This is a genomic window from Phenylobacterium sp., assembly GCF_041916435.1.
Taxonomy (GTDB): Bacteria; Pseudomonadota; Alphaproteobacteria; order Caulobacterales; family Caulobacteraceae; genus Phenylobacterium.
In genome coordinates this window covers 451254-468310 of the sequence record NZ_JAYRZM010000005.1, presented here as the reverse complement: position 1 = coordinate 468310, position 17057 = coordinate 451254, and the positions used below count along the sequence as shown (strand labels likewise).

Sequence of the window (17057 nt, the reverse complement as noted above, 5' to 3'; positions counted from 1 at the left end):
GTCCCCTCTTTTCGTTTGGGGGCCCTTTTCCTTTTGCGCGCCCCTTTTCCTTTTGCGCTCCAGGCCGCAATTTCGCCGCCGCTCCAGCCTTCGCTTCATTCCCATCCCGTTGCAGATGACCATCGCCATGCCGCACCGCCGCCTTCTTTCCAGCGCCGCCGCGCTCGTCCTGGTCCTGGCGACCGCCGCGCCCTCGATCGCGCAGACGCCGATGGACGATCCGCTGGACGCGCGCGACGCGCGGCGCCTGGACAAGATGGAGAAGGTGGTGCGCGAGCTGCGCGCCATCGTCTACCAGGGGCGCGACAGCGGAAAGCCGGTGGTGGTGCAGCCGGCCGAGACCGACTTCCAGATCCAGGAGCTGACCCGGCGGGTGAACGACCTGGAGCAGGTGATCACCCGGCTGAACGGCCAGCTCGAGACCACCTCGCACGACCTGGACGAAGCGCGCCGGGCGCTGCAGGCCTCGCAGGCTCAGGAACAGTCGCTGACCGACCGGGTGACGGCGCTGGAGCAGCGCCTGGCGCCGCCCGCGGACGACGGCGGCGGCGAGGCCGATGGCGGCCAGGCCGCCGCGGCGACCAACGCATCGCCCGGCGAGGCGTTCTCCGAGGCCCGGCAACTGATGCTGAACGGCGACTATGACGCCGCCGAACGGGCGTGGAGCGCCTTCGTCCACGCCTATGGCGACACCGACAAGGGGCCCGAGGGGCAGTACTGGTACGGCAAGACCCTGTCGGCCCGCGGCGCGCACGCGGACGCGGCGACCGCCTATATCGGCGCGGTCCGCGGCTGGCCGAAGACGAGCTGGGCGCCGGACGCCACCGTCGAGCTGGCCCGCGAGCTGGTCGCCCTGAAGAAGGGGCCGCAAGCCTGCCAGGCGCTGGACCAGTTCTCCAAGCGCTATCCGAAGGCGCCGTCCAACGTGCGCTCGCGGGCGGCCGCGACCGCCGCCCAGGCCAAGTGCGGCTGACGGACGAAACGCCGGACCCGGCCGCCGAGATCGCCCGGCGGCTCGACGCCCGTCTGCGGACGGAGCATTCCGCACCCATCGCCATCGGCTTCTCCGGCGGCGGCGACTCGCTGGCCCTGTTGCTGGCCGCCGACCGCTGGGCCCGCGCGCACGGGCGCGAGCTGGCGGTGCTGACCCTCGACCATCGGCTGCAGGCGCAGAGCGCGGCCTGGACGACGGCGTGCGGCGAGGTCGCCGCCGGTCTCGGCCGCCCGTTCGCCGCGCTGGAATGGACCGGCCCGAAGCCCAGCCGGGGGCTGCCCGCCGCCGCGCGGGCGGCGCGCCACCGGCTGTTGGCCGAGGCCGCGCGGCGGGCCGGGGCGCGGGTGATCCTGCTGGGCCACACGGCCGACGACGTGGCCGAGGCCCAGGCCATGCGGGCGGCCGGCTCGACCACGCCCGCGCCGCGCGAATGGGCGCCCTCCCCCGCCTGGCCGCAGGGCCGGGGCCTGTTCCTGCTGCGGCCGATGCTCGGCCTGGGGCGGGCCGGGCTGCGCGCCTGGCTGACCGCGCAGGGACGAAGCTGGATCGAGGATCCGGCCAACGACAATCCGGCCTACGCCCGCGCGCGGGCCCGCGCCGCCCTGGCGGCCGGCGGCCAGGCGAGGCCGGCGACGCCGGAGCCCGCGCCGGACATGGGCGGCCTCGCCGCCGCCGTGCGGGCCGAACCCTGGGGCGGCCTGGCGCTCGACCGGCGGGCGCTGCGCGAGGCCCCGCCGCAGGCCGCGCGCGCCGTCGTGGCGGCCGCCTGCCTCTGCGCGGCCGGCACCAGCCGCCCGCCCCGCGCCGACCGGCTGGACCGGCTGACCGCCGCCCTGACGGCCGAGGGCGAGGTGGTGGCGACCCTGGCCGGCGCGCGGATCGAGACCCATGGCGAGACGGCGCTGGTCCTGCGCGAAACCGGCGAACTGGCCCGCGGCGGCCTGGGCGAGGCGGCGCTGGCGCCCGGCGAGGCGACGGTGTGGGACGGCCGGTTCGAGCTGACGGCCTCGCTGCCGGGGCTGGTGGTCCGGCCGCTGCACGGCGGACTGTCGCGCCTGGACGAGGCGCAGCGGCGGGCGCTGGCGACGGTTCCGGCCTCGGCCCGCGGCGGCCTTCCGATGGTCCTGGGGGACGCGGACGGCCCGGCCTGCCCGCTGGCCAGGCCGGTGGCGGGGCTGTCGGTCAAGGCGTTGGCGGCGGATCGGTTCGCCGCCGCCTGCGGCCTGGTCCAGACCGAGCCGGGCTAGGCGCGCGCCGCCTTCAGCACGTGCTCCACGCCGCGCACGATCGGATCGGCGAAGCGTTCGCCCAGCAGGCTGGCGTGGTTTGCGCCTTCCACATGCTCGACATAGCCGTGGCGCGAGGCCTCGGCGGCCAGGGACTGCACCCCCTTCAGGCGGGGATTCTGCGCCTCGCTTCCGGCGGTGATCACCGCGATCGGCAGGTTGGGCGCGAAGGGTTCGGCGCGGGCCATCTCCGAGGTGGCCGGCCACTGGGCGACTTCCTCGGCGGCCCACTTGGCGTGGACGGCGCTGGCGTAGATGCGGCGCTTTTCGATCGCCGCCTCGCCGGTGAGGCCGATGAGATTGCCCGAGAACCGCGCCACCGGCCGCATCAGGCCGGCCTTGGCGCCCAGGCCCGCCAGCCGCAGCCCGCCGCCGAACAGGGCGACGGCCTGGCGCGCGAAACGCATGTCCAGCGCCTCGGGCGTCACCGCGTCGACCAGCACCACGCCCTTGACCCGCTCGAGGTCGGCGTGGGCGAACAGGCGCACCATCAGCCCGCCCATGGAGTGGCCGACCAGCACGAAGGGGCCGGTCTCGCCGGCGTGGGCGAGCAGGGCCTCCAGGTCGGCGACGATGGCGCGGCCGTCGCGCGGCTTGGGTCCGGGATCGGACAGGCCCAGGCCCGCCCGGTCGTAGGCCAGGCTGTAGAGCCCCTTGGCCGCCAGGCGCGACTGGACGCTGGCCCAGTCGGCGGCGCAGCCGAAGGCGCCGTGCTCGCACAGGATCGTCGGGCGGCCGCTCGGCCGGCCCGCGCGGACCAGCCGCATGCGACGGCCGCCGATATCGATCAGCTCGCCCCGGACCGGGTGGAAACGCTGAGCGCCGGACATCTCCTACTCCTCGACGCCCCGCATATGGGCAGGACCTAAGGACGCGTCGAGACTATCCGCCGCCTTGGGGCCGAATTTCGGCCGCGCCTGCCCGCGTTCGAGGCGCTCGCCGCGCCCCGAGGGCGCCTACTTCCAGGTGGCGGTGACCGGGGCGTCGGGATCGCCGAAGTCGAACTGGACCTCGGTGACCGTCTTGGCCCCCTCCGGCACGTCGAAGACCGACCGCGTGGTGGTGGGCTTGTTCGCCTGGAGTTCACCGCCGTCGAAGGCGACGCGGACCCCGCGCACGCCCTGGTCCGGATTGACCAGCCAGTTGGGCTTCTTGGCCGCGTCGCCGGATTCGTTGGCGATCTGGAAGAACCGCTTGGTCTGGCTGAGCCCGGCGTACCAGTTGATGTCCAGCTTGCGGCCGCTGACCCGCCAGCTCGGCGTCAGGGTGACGTCGGCGGCGTAGCCGTCCTTGCTGGTCACCTTGACGGTCCGCGAGTCGAGCACGCCGTTGGAATGCTCGGCCGTCGACAGGCCGAACGCGGGCGGCGCTTCCGGCGCCGCGGGCTTCTCACTGCAACTGGAAATCCCCAAACTCGACAGGGCGAGAACTGACGCGAGCATGGCTCCGCCTGCACCTGAACGCATGGACGCCTCCCGTATCTTTGTTACGGAAACCATGGGCCCATGCGGCGGGCGGTACAAGGCTTGGCGAAAAACCCTGCCCTCAAGGGCGGTTGGTCCGGCGCGCGACCAGTTCGGGACGCCGAATCAGCCGCAGGCGGACGAGCCGCCTACAGCGCCTTGATGATGCCTTCGACCATCTTCTTGGCGTCGCCGAACAGCATCATGGTGTTGTCGCGGAAGAAGAGCTCGTTCTCCACGCCGGCGTAGCCGGAGGACATGCCGCGCTTCACGAACAGCACGGTGCGCGCCTTCTCCACGTCCAGGATCGGCATGCCGAAGATCGGCGATTGCGGGTCGGTCTTGGCCGCCGGGTTGGTCACGTCGTTGGCCCCGATGACGAAGGCGACGTCGGCGGTGGAGAACTCGGAGTTGATGTCCTCCAGCTCGAAGACCTCGTCGTAGGGCACGTTGGCCTCGGCCAGCAGCACGTTCATGTGGCCCGGCATGCGTCCGGCGACGGGGTGGATGGCGTACTTCACCTCCACGCCCTCTTCCTTCAGCACGTCGGCCATCTCGCGCAGCGCGTGCTGGGCCTGGGAGACGGCCATGCCGTAGCCGGGGACGATGATCACCTTGGAGGCGTTCTTCATGATGAAGGCCGCGTCGTCGGCGCTGCCCTGCTTGACCGGACGCGTCTCCACCTTGCCGCCGCCGGCGGCGGCCGCGGAGTCGTCGGCGCCGAAGCCGCCCAGGATCACCGAGATGAAGGAGCGGTTCATCCCCTTGCACATGATGTAGGAGAGGATCGCGCCCGAGGAGCCGACCAGCGCCCCGGTGATGATCAGGGTGATGTTCTCCAGCGTGAAGCCGAGCGCGGCCGCCGCCCAGCCCGAGTAGCTGTTCAGCATGGAGACCACGACCGGCATGTCCGCCCCGCCGATCGGGACGATCAGGGTCACGCCGATCAGCAGCGACAGGGCGAAGACGCCCCAGAAGGCCCACAGCGCCGAGCCGCCGCTGGACACCAGGATGACGATCAGGGCGACGATCGCCAGGGCGATGACGATGTTGATCAGGTGGCGGGCGGGCAGCAGGATCGGCGCGCCGCTCATGTTGCCGTTCAGCTTGGCGAAGGCGATGACCGAGCCGGTGAAGGTGATGGCGCCGATGGCCAGGCCCAGGGAAAGCTCGATCAGCGAATTCAGGTGGACGTGGCCGTCCGCGCCGAGGATGCCGTAGGCGGCGGGCGTGTGGATGGCGGCCACCGCCACCAGGCAGGCGGCCATGCCGACCAGGCTGTGGAAGGCGGCCACGAGCTGCGGCATCGAGGTCATGGCCACGCGCCGGGCGATGACCGCCCCGACCGCGCCGCCGATGGCGACGCCGCCGGCGATCAGGCCGACGGTCAGCAGGTCGAGCGCGCCCTGGCCCCACAGGGTGATCAGCGCCGTGCCCACGGCGATGGCCATGCCGATCATGCCGTTGCGGTTGCCGGTGCGGCTGGTTTCGGGGCTGGAGAGCCCGCGCAGCGCCAGGATGAACAGGACGCCCGAAACGAGGTAGGCGATGGCGGCGATATTGGCGTTCATGGTCGTGCCCCCGAGCCCCGGCCTACTTCTGCTTCTTCTTGTACATGGCCAGCATGCGCTGGGTGACGAGGAACCCGCCGAAGATGTTCACCGCGGCGAAGCCCGCGGCGACGGCGCCGGCCCCCTTGGAGATCATCACGTTGTGGGTCATCTCCCCGCCCTGCCCATGGGCCGCCACGGCCAGCAGGGCGCCGACGATGATCACCGAGGAGATGGCGTTGGTGACGGCCATGAGCGGGGTGTGCAGCGCCGGCGTGACGCTCCAGACCACGTAGTAGCCCACGAAGATCGCCAGCACGAAGATCGCCAGGCGGAAGACAGTGGGGTCGACGGCTTCCATTCAGTCCTCCAGCGGGATCAGGCCTTCAGGGCCGGGTGAACGATCGCGCCGCCCTGGGCGACGAGGGCGGCCTTGAGGATCTCGTCCTCGTAGTCGGGCGCGAGCTGGCCTTCCTTGTCCAGGAGCAGGCCGGCGAAGGCGAAGAGGTTGCGCGCGTAGAGCGCCGAGGCGTCGGTGGCGATGCGGCCGGGCAGGTTGGGCGCGCCCAGAATCTTCACGCCGTTGGCCGTGACCGCCGTCTCGCCGAGCTTGACGCCCTCGACGTTGCCGCCCTGCTCGACGGCCAGGTCGACGATCACCGAGCCGGGCTTCATCGAGGCCACCTGGGCGGCGCTGACCAGGCGCGGCGCCGGCCGGCCGGGGATGAGCGCGGTGGTGATGACGATGTCCTGCTTGCCGATGTGGCCGGTGATGAGCTCGGCCTGCTTGGCCTGATACTCGGCGCTCATCTCCTTGGCGTAGCCGCCGGCGGTCTGGGCGTTCTTGAACTCCTCGTCCTCGACGGCGATGAACTTGGCGCCGAGGCTTTCCACCTGCTCCTTGGTGGCGGGCCGCACGTCGGTGGCGGTGACCACCGCGCCCAGGCGGCGCGCGGTGGCGATGGCCTGCAGGCCGGCCACGCCGACGCCCATGATGAACACCTTGGCCGCGGCCACGGTGCCGGCGGCGGTCATCATCATCGGCAGGGCCCGGCCGTAGGCCTCGGCCGCCTCGATCACGGCGCGATAGCCGGCGAGGTTGGCCTGGGAGGAGAGCACGTCCATCACCTGGGCGCGGGTGATGCGCGGGATGAACTCCATGGCGAAGGCGGTCGCGCCCTTGGCCGCCAGGGCCTCCAGGGCGGCCTTGTCCTGGTACGGATTGAGGCTGGCCGCGACGATGGTTCCGGGCTTGAGCGTCGCGATCTCGGCGTCGGAGGGGGCGCGGACCTTGAAGAGGATGTCGGCCTTGGCCAGGGCGTCCTTGGCGGTCTTCACCACCTCGGCGCCGGCGGCGGCGTAGTCGGCGTCGGGATAGGCGGCGGCCACGCCGGCGCCGGCCTCGATCACCACCGAAAAGCCGGCCCCCGCCAGCTTCTTCACCGACTCGGGCGTCGCGGCCACCCGCGTCTCACCCGCCCGGCTCTCCTTGGTGACGGCGATGACGGCCATGCCGCAGGTCCCCCCTTATGCGCGGAGCCGCGACCTTACGGAAAGGCGCCGACTCCGTCCAGCGGCCGAACGCGGCCTTTCGAACGTTTGTTTGAATACGCGGCGCGCGAAAACGGACGCCGGGCGGCGTCCGTCGCAAAGGTTCGCGGGATCAGTGCGCCGCGGCGGGCTTTTCGCGCAGGAGGAGGACGCCCAGGCCGACCAGGACGGCCGAGGCGACGAAGCCCGGCAGGAAGCCGCCCGGCGTGCAGAACCAGATGACCAGCAGCAGCAGCAGCGCCGCAAGGGCCAGCGAGCCCCACTTGGTCATGCCCATGAACAGATCGTAGGTCGCGGTCTGCTCGTGGATGTCCATATCGCCGCGGTGATACTCGGAAGCGTGGTCAGCCATGTCGTTTCCTGAAGGCTCGGTCTTTGGGTCGGGTGCTACACGAGACGGGGCCGGGGCTCAAGCCGGCCAGACTGCGAGCAATGCGCGCAGCGCCGCCACCAGCGCCAATGGCTGGTCCACCATCACGTGGTGCGCCGAATCCGGGATGGCGATGCTGAGCATGTCGTCGGGGAACGGCGAAGGGAACTGCGAGGTGAAGCGCCGGCTGATGATCGCCGACCGGTCGCCGTAGACGTGCGCCAGGGGGACGCTCACGTGCGGCCGCTCGCCGCCGGCGATCGACTCCATCGCGCTGCGGTCGAGCTTGTTCCACATGTTGGGGTCGAACCGCCAGGTCCAGCCCTCGCCCGAGCCGTCCTCGAGCGGCGCGCGCTTGAGCGAGCGGCGGGCGATGAAGTCGGCCACGAAGAGGTTGCCGGCCGCCTGCGGCGGCATGAAGCGGAAGCGCGCAAGCGCGGCCTCCAGCGTCGGATAGACCCGGCTCGCCCGGTCGGCGGTGGGAATGTTGCGCACCTGGGCCAGGCGCTTGCCTTCCGGGGAGTCCGGCGGCGGGCCGCCGAAGCCGGTGTCCACCAGGATCGCCGCGTGCATCCGCTCCGGATGGCTGGCCGCAGCGAAGAACACCTGCGAGCCGCCGAAGGAGTGGCCGATGTAGACCGGCTTGCGCCCGCCCTCGTAGAGCCCGGCGGCGCGGGCCACCGCCTCGGCGTCCTCGGCGAAATCGGTGAAGGAATAGCTGTCGCGCCAGTCCGAGGCGCCCATGCCGGCCAGCGACATGGAGGCGACGCGGTAGTCCTGGGCCAGATAGGGGGCGATGAAGCTCCACCAGTCGGCGTGGGCCGAGTTGCCGTGGGCCAAGAGCAGGCCCGGCTTGCCGACCTCGCCCCAGGTCAGCATCTCGATCTTCGTGCCGAGGGAGGTGACGAAGCCGCGCTCCGGCTCCTGGGCGATGGCGTCCTTGAACCACTGCGGCGCGGGCGGCTCGGCCCCGGCGAACGGCGCCAACGGCGCCTGCACCTCGGGCGGCAGCTCTCCCGGCTCGGCGTGGATCGGCCGGTCGTCGTAGGTCTCCGCCGCGCCCTTGGCCTTGTCGTCCGCCATGCTACTTCCGCTCCTCCCGATAGCCGGGCTTACGCACGATCGAGCGGATGCCCTTGTAGACGCCCGTGCCGGTCATCAGCGTGCGATCGGCGCACCAGATCCGGCCCCGGACGGTGAAGACGTCGTCCTGCTCGGCGATGATCTCGCTCGAGCCTTCCACCCAGTCGTCCATGTGCGCGCCCGACAGGAAATCGGTGGTCAGGCGCACCGTCACCCAGCCGATCTCACGCTTGTTGGAGATCACGCGGCCCCACGCCATGTCGGCGAAGCTCATCAGCATCCCGCCGTGGCAATTGCCCATTCCGTTGGCGTGGTGCTCCTCCACGCGGAACGCCATGGTCTCGTTGTCGTCAGCGTCGCGACGCGAATAGAACGGCCCGACCGCGCGGCCGAAGCCCCGCTGCCAGAGGTTGATCACATAGCCGTCGGGCACGACGGCGGCCTGCGCCGGTGTGAGATCATCGGACATGGGTCAAGGTGACTAACGGCCGTTTGAAAAATGGCAAGCCTTGATGACGCCCGGCGCCCCCGGCCGCGAGACCAATGGACACGGGCGACGGCCGGGTCTATCCGCTCGCCCATGCTGAGGGGCTTGGGCGAGATGGGGACGCCGCGCCGCATGGGGCTGGTCCTCGTGGCGCTGGCCCTGCTCGTGCGCATCGTCGTGCCGGGCGGCTACATGGCCGCGGCCACGGCGAACGGCGCCCCGGCGATCGTGATCTGCACCGGCCACGGCCCGCTGCAGGTGGCGGTCGACGCCCATGGCGTGACGCACAATGCGCCGCTCGACGACAACCAGCCGAACAAGTCCGATCCCAGCGGCGATCACCACCCCTGCGCCTTCGCCGGCGCGGCCACCCCGCTTGAAGCGCCGCTGCTGGCCCTGGCCGCCGCCCCCGCGGTCGCCGAAGCCGCCCTCGTCACGCTCCTGCCGGCGCATCAGCGCCCCGGCCTGGGCTTGGCCGCGCCGCCGCCGCCGACCACCGGACCACCTGCTCTCGCCTGAACGAATTCGCCCCCGGCCTGCGCCGGAACGTCGTCGTTTGGATGAAGAGCCAACTCCATGTTTGCCGATTTTCGCGCCGGCGCCTCGCCGCGCGCCCTTTGCGCGGCCCTCGCGGCCTGCGCCCTCCTGCCCGCCACCGCCCACGCCGCCGACAGCGCCGCCGACGTCAGCGAGCTGATCGTCATCGGCCAAGGCGACAAGCCGATCACCGTGGTTCCACGGGGCCTTTCGGCCTCTCTCGGCCCGACCGAGTTCGAGGCGATCAACGCGGTCAATGTCGAAGACCTGATGAAGTACGCGCCGGACTTCTTCGTGCGCAAACGCTACGCCGGCGACGACAACGCCGTGGTCGCCCTGCGCGGCGCCAACACCATCCAGAGCGCGCGGACCATCGTGATGGTCGACGGCTTCGTGGTGTCCAACTTCCTGGGCAACCGCTGGGACTATCCGCCCAAATGGAACGTGGTCGGCCCCGCCGAGGTGCGCCAGTTCGACATCGTCTACGGCCCCTACTCGGCCCGCTACGGCGGCAACTCCATGGGCGGGGTGATCTCGGTGACCACCCGTGAGCCCGAGGGCAAGGAGGCCTACGCCACCGCCCAGACCATGGTGGCGCCCTGGCGCGAGTACGGCGTGGACGAGACCTTCACCGGCTACGCCGCCGAGGGCGGCCTGTCGTGGAAAAGCGACGACGGCCCCTGGAGCCTGCGCACCGGATTCCGCCACTTCGACAACATCGGCCAGCCGATGAGCTACACCCTCCTGACACCCACGACGGGAAGCGGGACGGCGGTGACCGGCGCCTTCGCCGACAAGCGGCTGGCCAACCCGGTGTTCGGCGCGGCCTCGCCCACCCACGTCATCCAGGACCAGGCGCGGCTGCGCGTCGGCTACGACTTTTCCGGCGGCTGGCGGGCCGAGGCCCTGGGCTTCGTCTGGCTGACCGACCAGGACGGAACCGACGCGCGGACCTTCCTGAAGGACGCGGCGGGAAACCCGGTCTACCAGGGCAAGGTCTCCTTCGGCGGGGTCACCTACAACGCCACGGGACTGACCCAGACCCAGACCAACCGCACCGAATATCTGACCGGCGTGAAGCTGGCCGGGCCGCTCGCCGGCTGGGACAGCCGGGTGAACCTGTCGCGCTACTGGATCGCCAAGCAGGACGCCCGCGCCTCCAAGGACTATCTGACCGGCGCAGCGGACGGCGCGGGGACGCAGACCCTGACGGGCACGCCGGCCTGGGTGACCCTGGACGCGACGCTTGAGCGCGGGTTCGGCGCCCACCACCTGGCCATGGGCCTCAACGCCAACCGCTATGAGACCTCGCAGACCGCCTACTCCACCACGCACTGGAAAGAGGCGAGCGGCCGCGTCTTCTCCTCGGCCACCTATGGCAAGACGAGCCTTGTGGGCGTGTTCGCCGAGGACGAGATGGACCTGGGCGCGGTCTCCCTCACGCTCGGCGCGCGCTACGACAAGTGGCGGGCCTTCGACGGCGGGATCGGCAAGCTGAGCGGCGGGACGGCGGTGTTCGACGCCTATCCGACCCGGGAGGACTCCTCGTTCAGCCCCAAGCTCAGCGTGCAGGGCAAGGCCGGCGACTGGGAGCTGCAGCTGAGCCTGGGGACCGCCACGCGCTTTCCCACGGTGGGCGAGCTCTTCCAGGGCAAGATCGACGACGTGACCCACGAGCTGGATCCGCAGAGCTTCGATCCGAACCTGAAGCCCGAGAAGTCGAAGGATGCGAGCCTGGTCGCCCGGCGCAGCTTCGGCGACGTGAAGCTGACCACCAGCCTGTTCTACCAGGACATCGACGATGCGATCTTCAGCTTCAGCGGGTTGAACCAGTACGGCTCGGTCGTCAGCTCCTACAAGAACGTCGATGAGGTGCGCCAGTACGGCGCCGAAGTGATCGTCGAAGCCAAGGACGTGCTGATCGACGGCCTGGACGTGGACGCCAACGTCGCCTGGATCGACGCGGTGACGGTGAAGAACGCCTCGGCCCCGGCGGCCGAAGGGGTGATGTTCCCGCGCATCCCGCGCTGGCGCTCCAACGGAAACGTCCGCTACCGGGTGAACGACCGGCTGAAGCTGTCCGCCGGCTGGCGCTACGCCACGCGGCCCAACTCCGACCTGTTCGGCCAGGTGCGCGGCGACGCCTACGGCTTCCAGAGCGAGTACTTCACCGTCGACGCCCGCGCCTCCTGGGACGTGACGAAGAAGGCCCAGCTCAGCATCGGCGTGGACAACCTGTTCAACGACCAGGCCTACGTCTCGCACCCGCTGCCGCAGCGGACCTTCGTCGTCGACCTGAAGACCCGGTGGTGAGCGCCATGACCGCAACCATCGACCGCGCCCGCAGGGCCGCGCGCCGCCGCTGGATCGATCATCGGACGATCTGGCGCTGGCACTTCTATGCGGGGGTCGTGCTGATCCCCTTCATGATCGTCCTGGCGATCACCGGCTCGATCTACCTGTTCAAGCCGCAGGTGGAGGCGGCGATCGACCGGCCCTACGACCACCTGGCGCTGAAGGGGCCGGCCGCGCCGCTGGAGGCCCAGGTGAAGGCGGCCCTGGCGGCCGAGGCAGGGGCGCGGCTGAAGGCGATCGAGCTTCGCGCCGATCCGACCGACGCGGCCCGCATCGTCGTGCGCGACGCCGAGGGCGAGGCCACGCGCGTCTATGTGCGGCCCGACGACCTGTCGATCCTCAAGGTGGTCCGCGAGGACGACCGCTTCATGCAGCAGGTCAAGACCATCCACGGCGAACTCCTGATGGGCGATCGCGGCTCGGTGGTGGTGGAGCTGGCCGCCTCCTGGGCCATCCTGATGGTGGTGAGCGGGCTTTACCTGTGGTGGCCCAGGGGCCGGGCGGGCCTGGCCGGCACGCTTGTCCCGCGCCTCGGCCGCGGCGGGCGGCTGATGTGGCGCGACCTGCATGCGGTGACCGGCTTCTGGATCTCGGGCCTGGCGCTCTTCCTCCTGGTGACGGGGCTGCCCTGGACCAACGTCTGGGGCGCGGCCTTCAAGGAGGCCCGCAAACTGACCGGCACGGCGGCGGTCCACCAGGACTGGACCATCAGCCGCAAGGAGGAGCACGCCGAGCACCGGGCCGAGGCGATGGCCGAGGACCACATGGCGATGGGCCGCATGGACCACGCCGGAATGGACCACGCGGCGATGACCGGCCCGACGCTGGGCTACGACCGGATCGCCGGGATCGTGCGCGCCATGGACCTGCCGCCCCCGGTGATGGTGCGTCCGCCCTCCGGCGGCTCGCCCATGTGGCGGGTGAGCTCGGAGACCCAGGACCGGCCGCTGAGGGTGAGCCTGGAGCTCGACCCGGCGACCGGGGCGGTGGCGCGCCGCGAGACCTTCGCGGCCAAGCATCCGATCGACAAGGTGGTAGGCGTGGCGATCGCCGCCCACGAAGGCCAGTTGTTCGGGCCGCTGAACCAGGCCCTGGGCGTGATCGCCGCGGCCGGGCTGGTGACGCTGAGCGCGGCGGGGGCGATGGCCTGGTGGCGACGCCGGCCCGAAGGCGTGCTGGGCGCGCCCGAGCGGCTGGGCGAGGGCCAGGTCGCCCGCGGCTGGATCGCCCTGGTGGTGGCGCTGGGCCTGTTCCTGCCCACCCTCGGGGTCTCGCTGATCGCGATCGGCCTGGTCGAGACCCTGGTGCTGCGCCGGCTGCCCGGCGTGCGCGTCTGGCTGGGGCTGGCGCCGGCCTAGACCAGTTCCTCGAACTCGTCGACCAGGCGCTCGAGCTGGGTCATGCCGGCGGCCCAGAACGCCTTCTCCCGCGGGTTGAGGCCGAAGGGCTTGAGCGCCTCGACGTAGGTGCGCGTGCCGCCGGCGGCAAGCAGATCCTCGTAGAGCGGGGCGAAGCCGGCCGGGTCCTGGCGGCGCTTCTCCATCAGGCCCCGCACCAGGAGATCGCCGAAGGCGTAGGCGTAGACATAGAAGGGCGCGTGCACGAAGTGGCTGACATAGGCCCAGTAGTGCTCGTAGCCGGCGTTGAGCTTCACCGCCGGGCCGAGGCTCTCGGCCATGATCTCGCACCACATCTCGCCGATGGCGTCGGGCGAGAGCTCCCCGCCCAGGCGCGCGGCGTGGAAGCGGGTCTCGAAGCGGTGGAAGGCGATCTGGCGCACCACCGTGTTGAGGCCGTCCTCGATCTTGCCGGCCAGGAGGCCCCGGCGCTCCTCTTTCGAGGCGTTGGCCAGGAGCCGCTCGAAGACCAGGCCCTCGCCGAAGATCGAGGCGGTTTCGGCCAGGGTCAGCGGCGTGTCGGCCAGGAGCGTGCCGAGCGGCGCGCACAGGGTCTGGTGCACGGCGTGGCCGAGCTCGTGGGCCAGGGTCAGCACGTCGCGCCGCTCGCCCATGTAGTTGAGGAAGACGTAGGGGTGGCGCTCGGAGGTGACCGGGTGGGAATAGGCGCCCGACTGCTTGCCGGCGCGCGGTCGCGCGTCGATCCAGGGCTGGGCGAAGAAGGCGCGCGCGGTGTCGGCGAAACGCGGGGCCAGGGCGGCGAAGCTGTCCAGCACCATGGCGCGGGCCTCGTCCCAGCCGTAGGTGCGCGGCGCGGCCGTGTCCAAGGGCGCGTTGCGGTCCCAGTAGTTGAGCGCCTTCAGCCCCATCGCCTTGGCCTTGAGCGCATAGTAGCGGTGGCTGACGCTCGGATAGGCCTCGACCACGGCGCCTTCCAGGGCGGCCACGGCGTCGGCGTCCACTTCGTTGGCCAGGTGGCGGGAGGCCGCCGGGTTGGGATATTTGCGCCAGCGGTCCTCGACCTGCTTTTCAAAGGCCAGGGTGTTCAGGCACAGGGCCTGGATCGGCGCGCACTCCTCCAGCGCCTTGGCCAGGCCCTGTCCGGCCTGCTTGCGGCGGGCGGGGTCCGGATCGGAGAGGCGGTTGAGCGCCTCGGGCAGGGTCAGGCGCGTGCGGCCCGCCGTCACCGACAGCTTGGCCAGGGTCTCGTCGTAGAGCCGCACCCAGTTGGCGACCGCCGGGCCGCGGTCGACCAGGATGCGCTCCAGGTCCGGCGTCAGCTCGTGCGGGCGGGCCAGGCGCACCCGGCGGATCCACGGCCGCCAGCGGCCGAGCGCCCGGAAGGCGTCGAAGGCCGCCTCGATGCGGGCGTCATCGAGCTCGTTGATCTCCAGGGTGAAGAACAGGCTCTCGGCGGCGATCAGCGCCGAGCGGGCGCGGAAGTCGGCCTCGAACTTGGCCCAGGCCGGATCGTCCCGGGCGGTGGAGGCCGCCAGCGAGGCGTAGGCGCCGACGCTCCACAGGCCGTTGGTGGCCTGCTCATAGAGGTGGATGCCCTCGTCCAGCAGGGCGCCCAGGGCGACCGGATCGGCCGCGGCGGCCACGAAGCGGCCCTTCATCGCCGCCAGCGTGTCGTTGGCCTGCTTGGCCGCGGCGAGATCGGCCTCGATGCGCGGGTCGTCGCGCCCCGAATAGAGGTCGTCGAGGCGCCACTCGGGCAGGGTGTCGAGTTTCACGGGAGCGTTCATGCCCCGTGATTTAGACCGTTCCCGCCGCGCGCGCGAGACGGCGCGCGGCGGGTTTCCGGATCAGCCGGCCGATGCGGCCTTGGCCTGGCCTGCCTTGGCGTCGGCCGTCTTGGCTTCAGCTTGGGCCTTGCGCGCCTCGGTGAGGATGTAGGCGCGGATGTCCTCGGCGTCGGCGGCGTTCAGGAACCGGCTGAAGCTGGCCATGCCGAAGTCCTTGCGCACGCCGTCGATCACCACCGACTTGAAGGCGTCGGCCGTGAGCAGCATCTGCGAGCGCTTCAGGTCGGGCAGGTAGGCGCCCGAGGCGTTGGGCCCGTGGCAGACCTGGCAGTTCTGGTGGAACAGGGCGAAGCCGTGCTGGACGTTCCCGCCGGAGGTCACGCCGGTCAGGTCGATGTCGATCTTCTCGGGGATCTCATAGGCCGGCGCGGTCGCCTTGCCGCCGAGCTTGAAGACCATCAGCCGGCCCGGCAGGCGCGGCCGGTCAGGCAGGAAGCTGGGCGAGGACAGGGCCCCGGCGCCGCCGTAGCCCACCATCACGGCGACGTACTGCTCGCCATCGAGCTCGTAGGTCATCGGCGCGGCGATGATCCCGTTCTCGGTCTTGTAGCTCCACAGCTTCTTGCCGTCGGCGGCGTCGTAGGCGCTGAACAGGCCCTCGGCCGCGCCCTGGAACACCAGGCCGCCGGCGGTGGTCAGCACGCCCGCGTTCCAGAAGTAGGGATGCTCCACCTTCCAGCGGGCCTTCTTGGCCACCGGGTCCCAGGCGACCAGCTCGCCCTTGACCATCGCCTTGATGGCGGCGAGCTGGGCCTTGTCGCTGGGCAGGGCGTTGGCCAGGAAGTCGACCCCCGTGTTCCAGGCCCCGTCGCGGTAGCTGTACTTGTCGTCGTTGGTGTAGGCGAACGGCACTTCCTGCGTCGGGATGTAGACGAGGCCCGTCTGCGGATTGAAGGCCATCGGGTGCCAGTTGTGGGCGCCGAACGGCGCGGGGAACTGCAGCGAGGGCTTCTTTTCATAGTGGACGCCGGGCGCCTCGATCGGACGGCCGGTCTTCATGTCCACGCCGCTCGCCCAGTTGATCTGCGAATAGGGCGTGGCCGAGAGCAGCTCGCCGGTCTTGCGGTCGAGCACGTAGAAGAAGCCGTTCTTCGGCGCCTGCATCAAGACCTTGCGCGGCTTGCCGTCGATGGTCAGGTCCGCCAGCGTGATCTGCTGGGTGGCCGTGTAGTCCCAGCTGTCGCCGGGCGTGGTCTGATAGTGCCAGACGTACTCGCCAGTGTCGGGCTTGAGCGCCAGGATCGAGGAGACGAACAGGTTGTCGCCGTTGTCGGCCGAGCGGTCGATGCGGTTCCAGGGCGCGCCATTGCCGACGCCGATGTAGAGGATGTCGAGGTCGGGATCGTAGGCGATGGCGTCCCAGGGCGTGGCGCCGCCGCCCGACTTCTTCCAACCGTCGCCGTACCAGGTGGGCGCGGCGATCTCGGCCAGCGCCTTGTCGGAGGCGGCCCCGTCGGGCTTCCCGTCCGGATTGGGCGTCATGTAGAAGCGCCAGACCAGCTTGCCCGAGTCGGCGTCGTAGGCGGACATGTAGCCGCGCACGCCGTATTCGGCGCCGCCGTTGCCGATCAGCACCTTGTCCTTCACCACGCGGGGCGCGCCGGTGACGGTGTAGGGCTTGGAGGTGTCGGTGGTCTGCACCGACCACAGCACCTTGCCGGTGCCGGCGTCGAGGGCGATCAGCCGCCCGTCGAGGGCGCCGACGTAGACCTTGCCCTTCCAGACGGCGACGCCGCGGTTGACCACGTCGCAGCAGGCGTCGAAGCCCTTGGAGCCGTCGACCTTGGGATCATAGGACCACTTCAGCTCGCCGGTCTTGGCGTCCAGGGCGTAGACCTTGGACCAGGCGGTGGTGGTGTAGAGGACGCCGTCCACCTCGATGGGCGTGGCCTCCTGGCCGCGGTCGGTGTCGAACTGGTGGTACCAGGCCAGCCCCAGGTCGCCGACGGTCTTGGTGTCGACCTTGGTGAGCGGGCTGAAGCGCTGCTCCGAATAGGTGCGCCCGTAGGAAAGCCATTCGCCGTTGGTCTCGGCGGCCTGGATCCGGGCCCCGTCGACCTGGCCGGGCTTGGCCGGCGGCTTCTGGCAGCCCGCGAGCAGAGCGGCGCACGCCAGCGCCAGAACAAGCTTGGTGGATTTCATCTCGGCCTCCCATGCCGCGTTCTTACGGCGCGGC

General features: G+C 70.9%; 15 protein-coding genes. 5 read left to right on the top strand and 10 right to left on the bottom strand.

What is annotated here, in order from left to right; translation table 11 throughout:
• Nucleotides 1–127: 127 nt before the first annotated feature.
• Both ACE3TA_RS16650 and tilS read left to right on the top strand, forming a co-directional pair.
• Nucleotides 128–973, top strand: a complete 846-nt coding sequence (locus ACE3TA_RS16650) for a tol-pal system protein YbgF (RefSeq protein ID WP_374575416.1) — start codon at nucleotides 128–130, stop codon at nucleotides 971–973.
• Nucleotides 964–2241, top strand: a complete 1278-nt coding sequence (tilS, locus tag ACE3TA_RS16645) for a tRNA lysidine(34) synthetase TilS (RefSeq protein ID WP_374575415.1) — start codon at nucleotides 964–966, stop codon at nucleotides 2239–2241. Before ACE3TA_RS16650 ends, tilS begins: the two co-directional genes overlap by 10 nt.
• Here tilS and ACE3TA_RS16640 read toward each other — a convergent pair.
• From ACE3TA_RS16640 to ACE3TA_RS16605, 8 genes are all read right to left on the bottom strand, one after another.
• On the bottom strand, nucleotides 2238–3110 hold the full coding sequence (locus tag ACE3TA_RS16640; RefSeq protein ID WP_374575414.1) for an alpha/beta fold hydrolase: 873 nt from the start codon (nucleotides 3108–3110) through the stop codon (nucleotides 2238–2240). The two genes, tilS and ACE3TA_RS16640, sit on opposite strands and share 4 nt — an antisense overlap.
• 126 nt (nucleotides 3111–3236) lie before the next feature.
• Nucleotides 3237–3722: a hypothetical protein gene (locus tag ACE3TA_RS16635; protein ID WP_374575413.1), complete on the bottom strand. Its 486-nt coding sequence runs from the start codon at nucleotides 3720–3722 to the stop codon at nucleotides 3237–3239.
• 170 nt (nucleotides 3723–3892) lie between these two features.
• Complete coding sequence (locus tag ACE3TA_RS16630) at nucleotides 3893–5314, bottom strand: NAD(P)(+) transhydrogenase (Re/Si-specific) subunit beta (protein ID WP_374575412.1); 1422 nt, start codon at nucleotides 5312–5314, stop codon at nucleotides 3893–3895.
• A 22-nt stretch (nucleotides 5315–5336) separates the two neighbouring features.
• A complete protein-coding gene (locus ACE3TA_RS16625; protein ID WP_374575411.1) occupies nucleotides 5337–5654 on the bottom strand; it encodes a proton-translocating transhydrogenase family protein in 318 nt (105 codons plus the stop codon).
• Between the two features lie 17 nt (nucleotides 5655–5671).
• The gene (locus ACE3TA_RS16620) at nucleotides 5672–6805 is read right to left on the bottom strand and encodes a Re/Si-specific NAD(P)(+) transhydrogenase subunit alpha (protein WP_374575410.1); all 1134 of its coding nucleotides are present in this window, start codon (nucleotides 6803–6805) and stop codon (nucleotides 5672–5674) included.
• Between the two features lie 151 nt (nucleotides 6806–6956).
• Nucleotides 6957–7196 (bottom strand): aa3-type cytochrome c oxidase subunit IV, encoded by a 240-nt coding sequence (locus ACE3TA_RS16615; RefSeq protein ID WP_374575409.1) that lies wholly within the window; start codon nucleotides 7194–7196, stop codon nucleotides 6957–6959.
• Between the two features lie 57 nt (nucleotides 7197–7253).
• Nucleotides 7254–8297: an alpha/beta fold hydrolase gene (locus ACE3TA_RS16610; protein ID WP_374575408.1), complete on the bottom strand. Its 1044-nt coding sequence runs from the start codon at nucleotides 8295–8297 to the stop codon at nucleotides 7254–7256.
• A gap of 1 nt (nucleotide 8298) precedes the next feature.
• On the bottom strand, nucleotides 8299–8766 hold the full coding sequence (locus tag ACE3TA_RS16605; protein WP_374575407.1) for a PaaI family thioesterase: 468 nt from the start codon (nucleotides 8764–8766) through the stop codon (nucleotides 8299–8301).
• A 150-nt stretch (nucleotides 8767–8916) separates the two neighbouring features.
• On the opposite strand from ACE3TA_RS16605, the gene ACE3TA_RS16600 reads away from it, so the two are divergent.
• Genes ACE3TA_RS16600 through ACE3TA_RS16590 form a run of 3 tightly spaced genes read left to right on the top strand, consistent with a single transcriptional unit; the run spans nucleotide 8917 to nucleotide 13034 of the window.
• On the top strand, nucleotides 8917–9303 hold the full coding sequence (locus ACE3TA_RS16600; protein ID WP_374575406.1) for a hypothetical protein: 387 nt from the start codon (nucleotides 8917–8919) through the stop codon (nucleotides 9301–9303).
• 57 nt (nucleotides 9304–9360) lie between these two features.
• Complete coding sequence (locus tag ACE3TA_RS16595; protein ID WP_374575405.1) at nucleotides 9361–11634, top strand: TonB-dependent receptor; 2274 nt, start codon at nucleotides 9361–9363, stop codon at nucleotides 11632–11634.
• Between the two features lie 5 nt (nucleotides 11635–11639).
• On the top strand, nucleotides 11640–13034 hold the full coding sequence (locus tag ACE3TA_RS16590; protein WP_374575404.1) for a PepSY-associated TM helix domain-containing protein: 1395 nt from the start codon (nucleotides 11640–11642) through the stop codon (nucleotides 13032–13034).
• Here ACE3TA_RS16590 and ACE3TA_RS16585 read toward each other — a convergent pair.
• Nucleotides 13031–14821 (bottom strand): M3 family oligoendopeptidase, encoded by a 1791-nt coding sequence (locus tag ACE3TA_RS16585; protein WP_374575403.1) that lies wholly within the window; start codon nucleotides 14819–14821, stop codon nucleotides 13031–13033. The two genes, ACE3TA_RS16590 and ACE3TA_RS16585, sit on opposite strands and share 4 nt — an antisense overlap.
• 60 nt (nucleotides 14822–14881) lie before the next feature.
• Nucleotides 14882–17023, bottom strand: a complete 2142-nt coding sequence (locus ACE3TA_RS16580; protein ID WP_374575402.1) for a PQQ-dependent dehydrogenase, methanol/ethanol family — start codon at nucleotides 17021–17023, stop codon at nucleotides 14882–14884.
• Nucleotides 17024–17057 lie beyond the last annotated feature (34 nt).

Bases quoted from the DNA above. Each gene is read 5' to 3' on its own strand.
- ACE3TA_RS16635 (WP_374575413.1), bottom strand. From the start codon at position 3,722: ATGCTCGCGTCAGTTCTCGCCCTGTCGAGTTTGGGGATTTCCAGTTGC.
- ACE3TA_RS16595 (WP_374575405.1), top strand. From the start codon at position 9,361: ATGTTTGCCGATTTTCGCGCCGGCGCCTCGCCGCGCGCCCTTTGCGCG.
- ACE3TA_RS16615 (WP_374575409.1), bottom strand. From the start codon at position 7,196: ATGGCTGACCACGCTTCCGAGTATCACCGCGGCGATATGGACATCCAC.
- ACE3TA_RS16630 (WP_374575412.1), bottom strand. From the start codon at position 5,314: ATGAACGCCAATATCGCCGCCATCGCCTACCTCGTTTCGGGCGTCCTG.
- ACE3TA_RS16620 (WP_374575410.1), bottom strand. From the start codon at position 6,805: ATGGCCGTCATCGCCGTCACCAAGGAGAGCCGGGCGGGTGAGACGCGG.
- ACE3TA_RS16625 (WP_374575411.1), bottom strand. From the start codon at position 5,654: ATGGAAGCCGTCGACCCCACTGTCTTCCGCCTGGCGATCTTCGTGCTG.
- ACE3TA_RS16600 (WP_374575406.1), top strand. From the start codon at position 8,917: ATGGGGCTGGTCCTCGTGGCGCTGGCCCTGCTCGTGCGCATCGTCGTG.
- ACE3TA_RS16650 (WP_374575416.1), top strand. From the start codon at position 128: ATGCCGCACCGCCGCCTTCTTTCCAGCGCCGCCGCGCTCGTCCTGGTC.
- ACE3TA_RS16580 (WP_374575402.1), bottom strand. From the start codon at position 17,023: ATGAAATCCACCAAGCTTGTTCTGGCGCTGGCGTGCGCCGCTCTGCTC.
- ACE3TA_RS16590 (WP_374575404.1), top strand. From the start codon at position 11,640: ATGACCGCAACCATCGACCGCGCCCGCAGGGCCGCGCGCCGCCGCTGG.
- ACE3TA_RS16585 (WP_374575403.1), bottom strand. From the start codon at position 14,821: ATGAACGCTCCCGTGAAACTCGACACCCTGCCCGAGTGGCGCCTCGAC.
- ACE3TA_RS16605 (WP_374575407.1), bottom strand. From the start codon at position 8,766: ATGTCCGATGATCTCACACCGGCGCAGGCCGCCGTCGTGCCCGACGGC.
- ACE3TA_RS16640 (WP_374575414.1), bottom strand. From the start codon at position 3,110: ATGTCCGGCGCTCAGCGTTTCCACCCGGTCCGGGGCGAGCTGATCGAT.
- ACE3TA_RS16610 (WP_374575408.1), bottom strand. From the start codon at position 8,297: ATGGCGGACGACAAGGCCAAGGGCGCGGCGGAGACCTACGACGACCGG.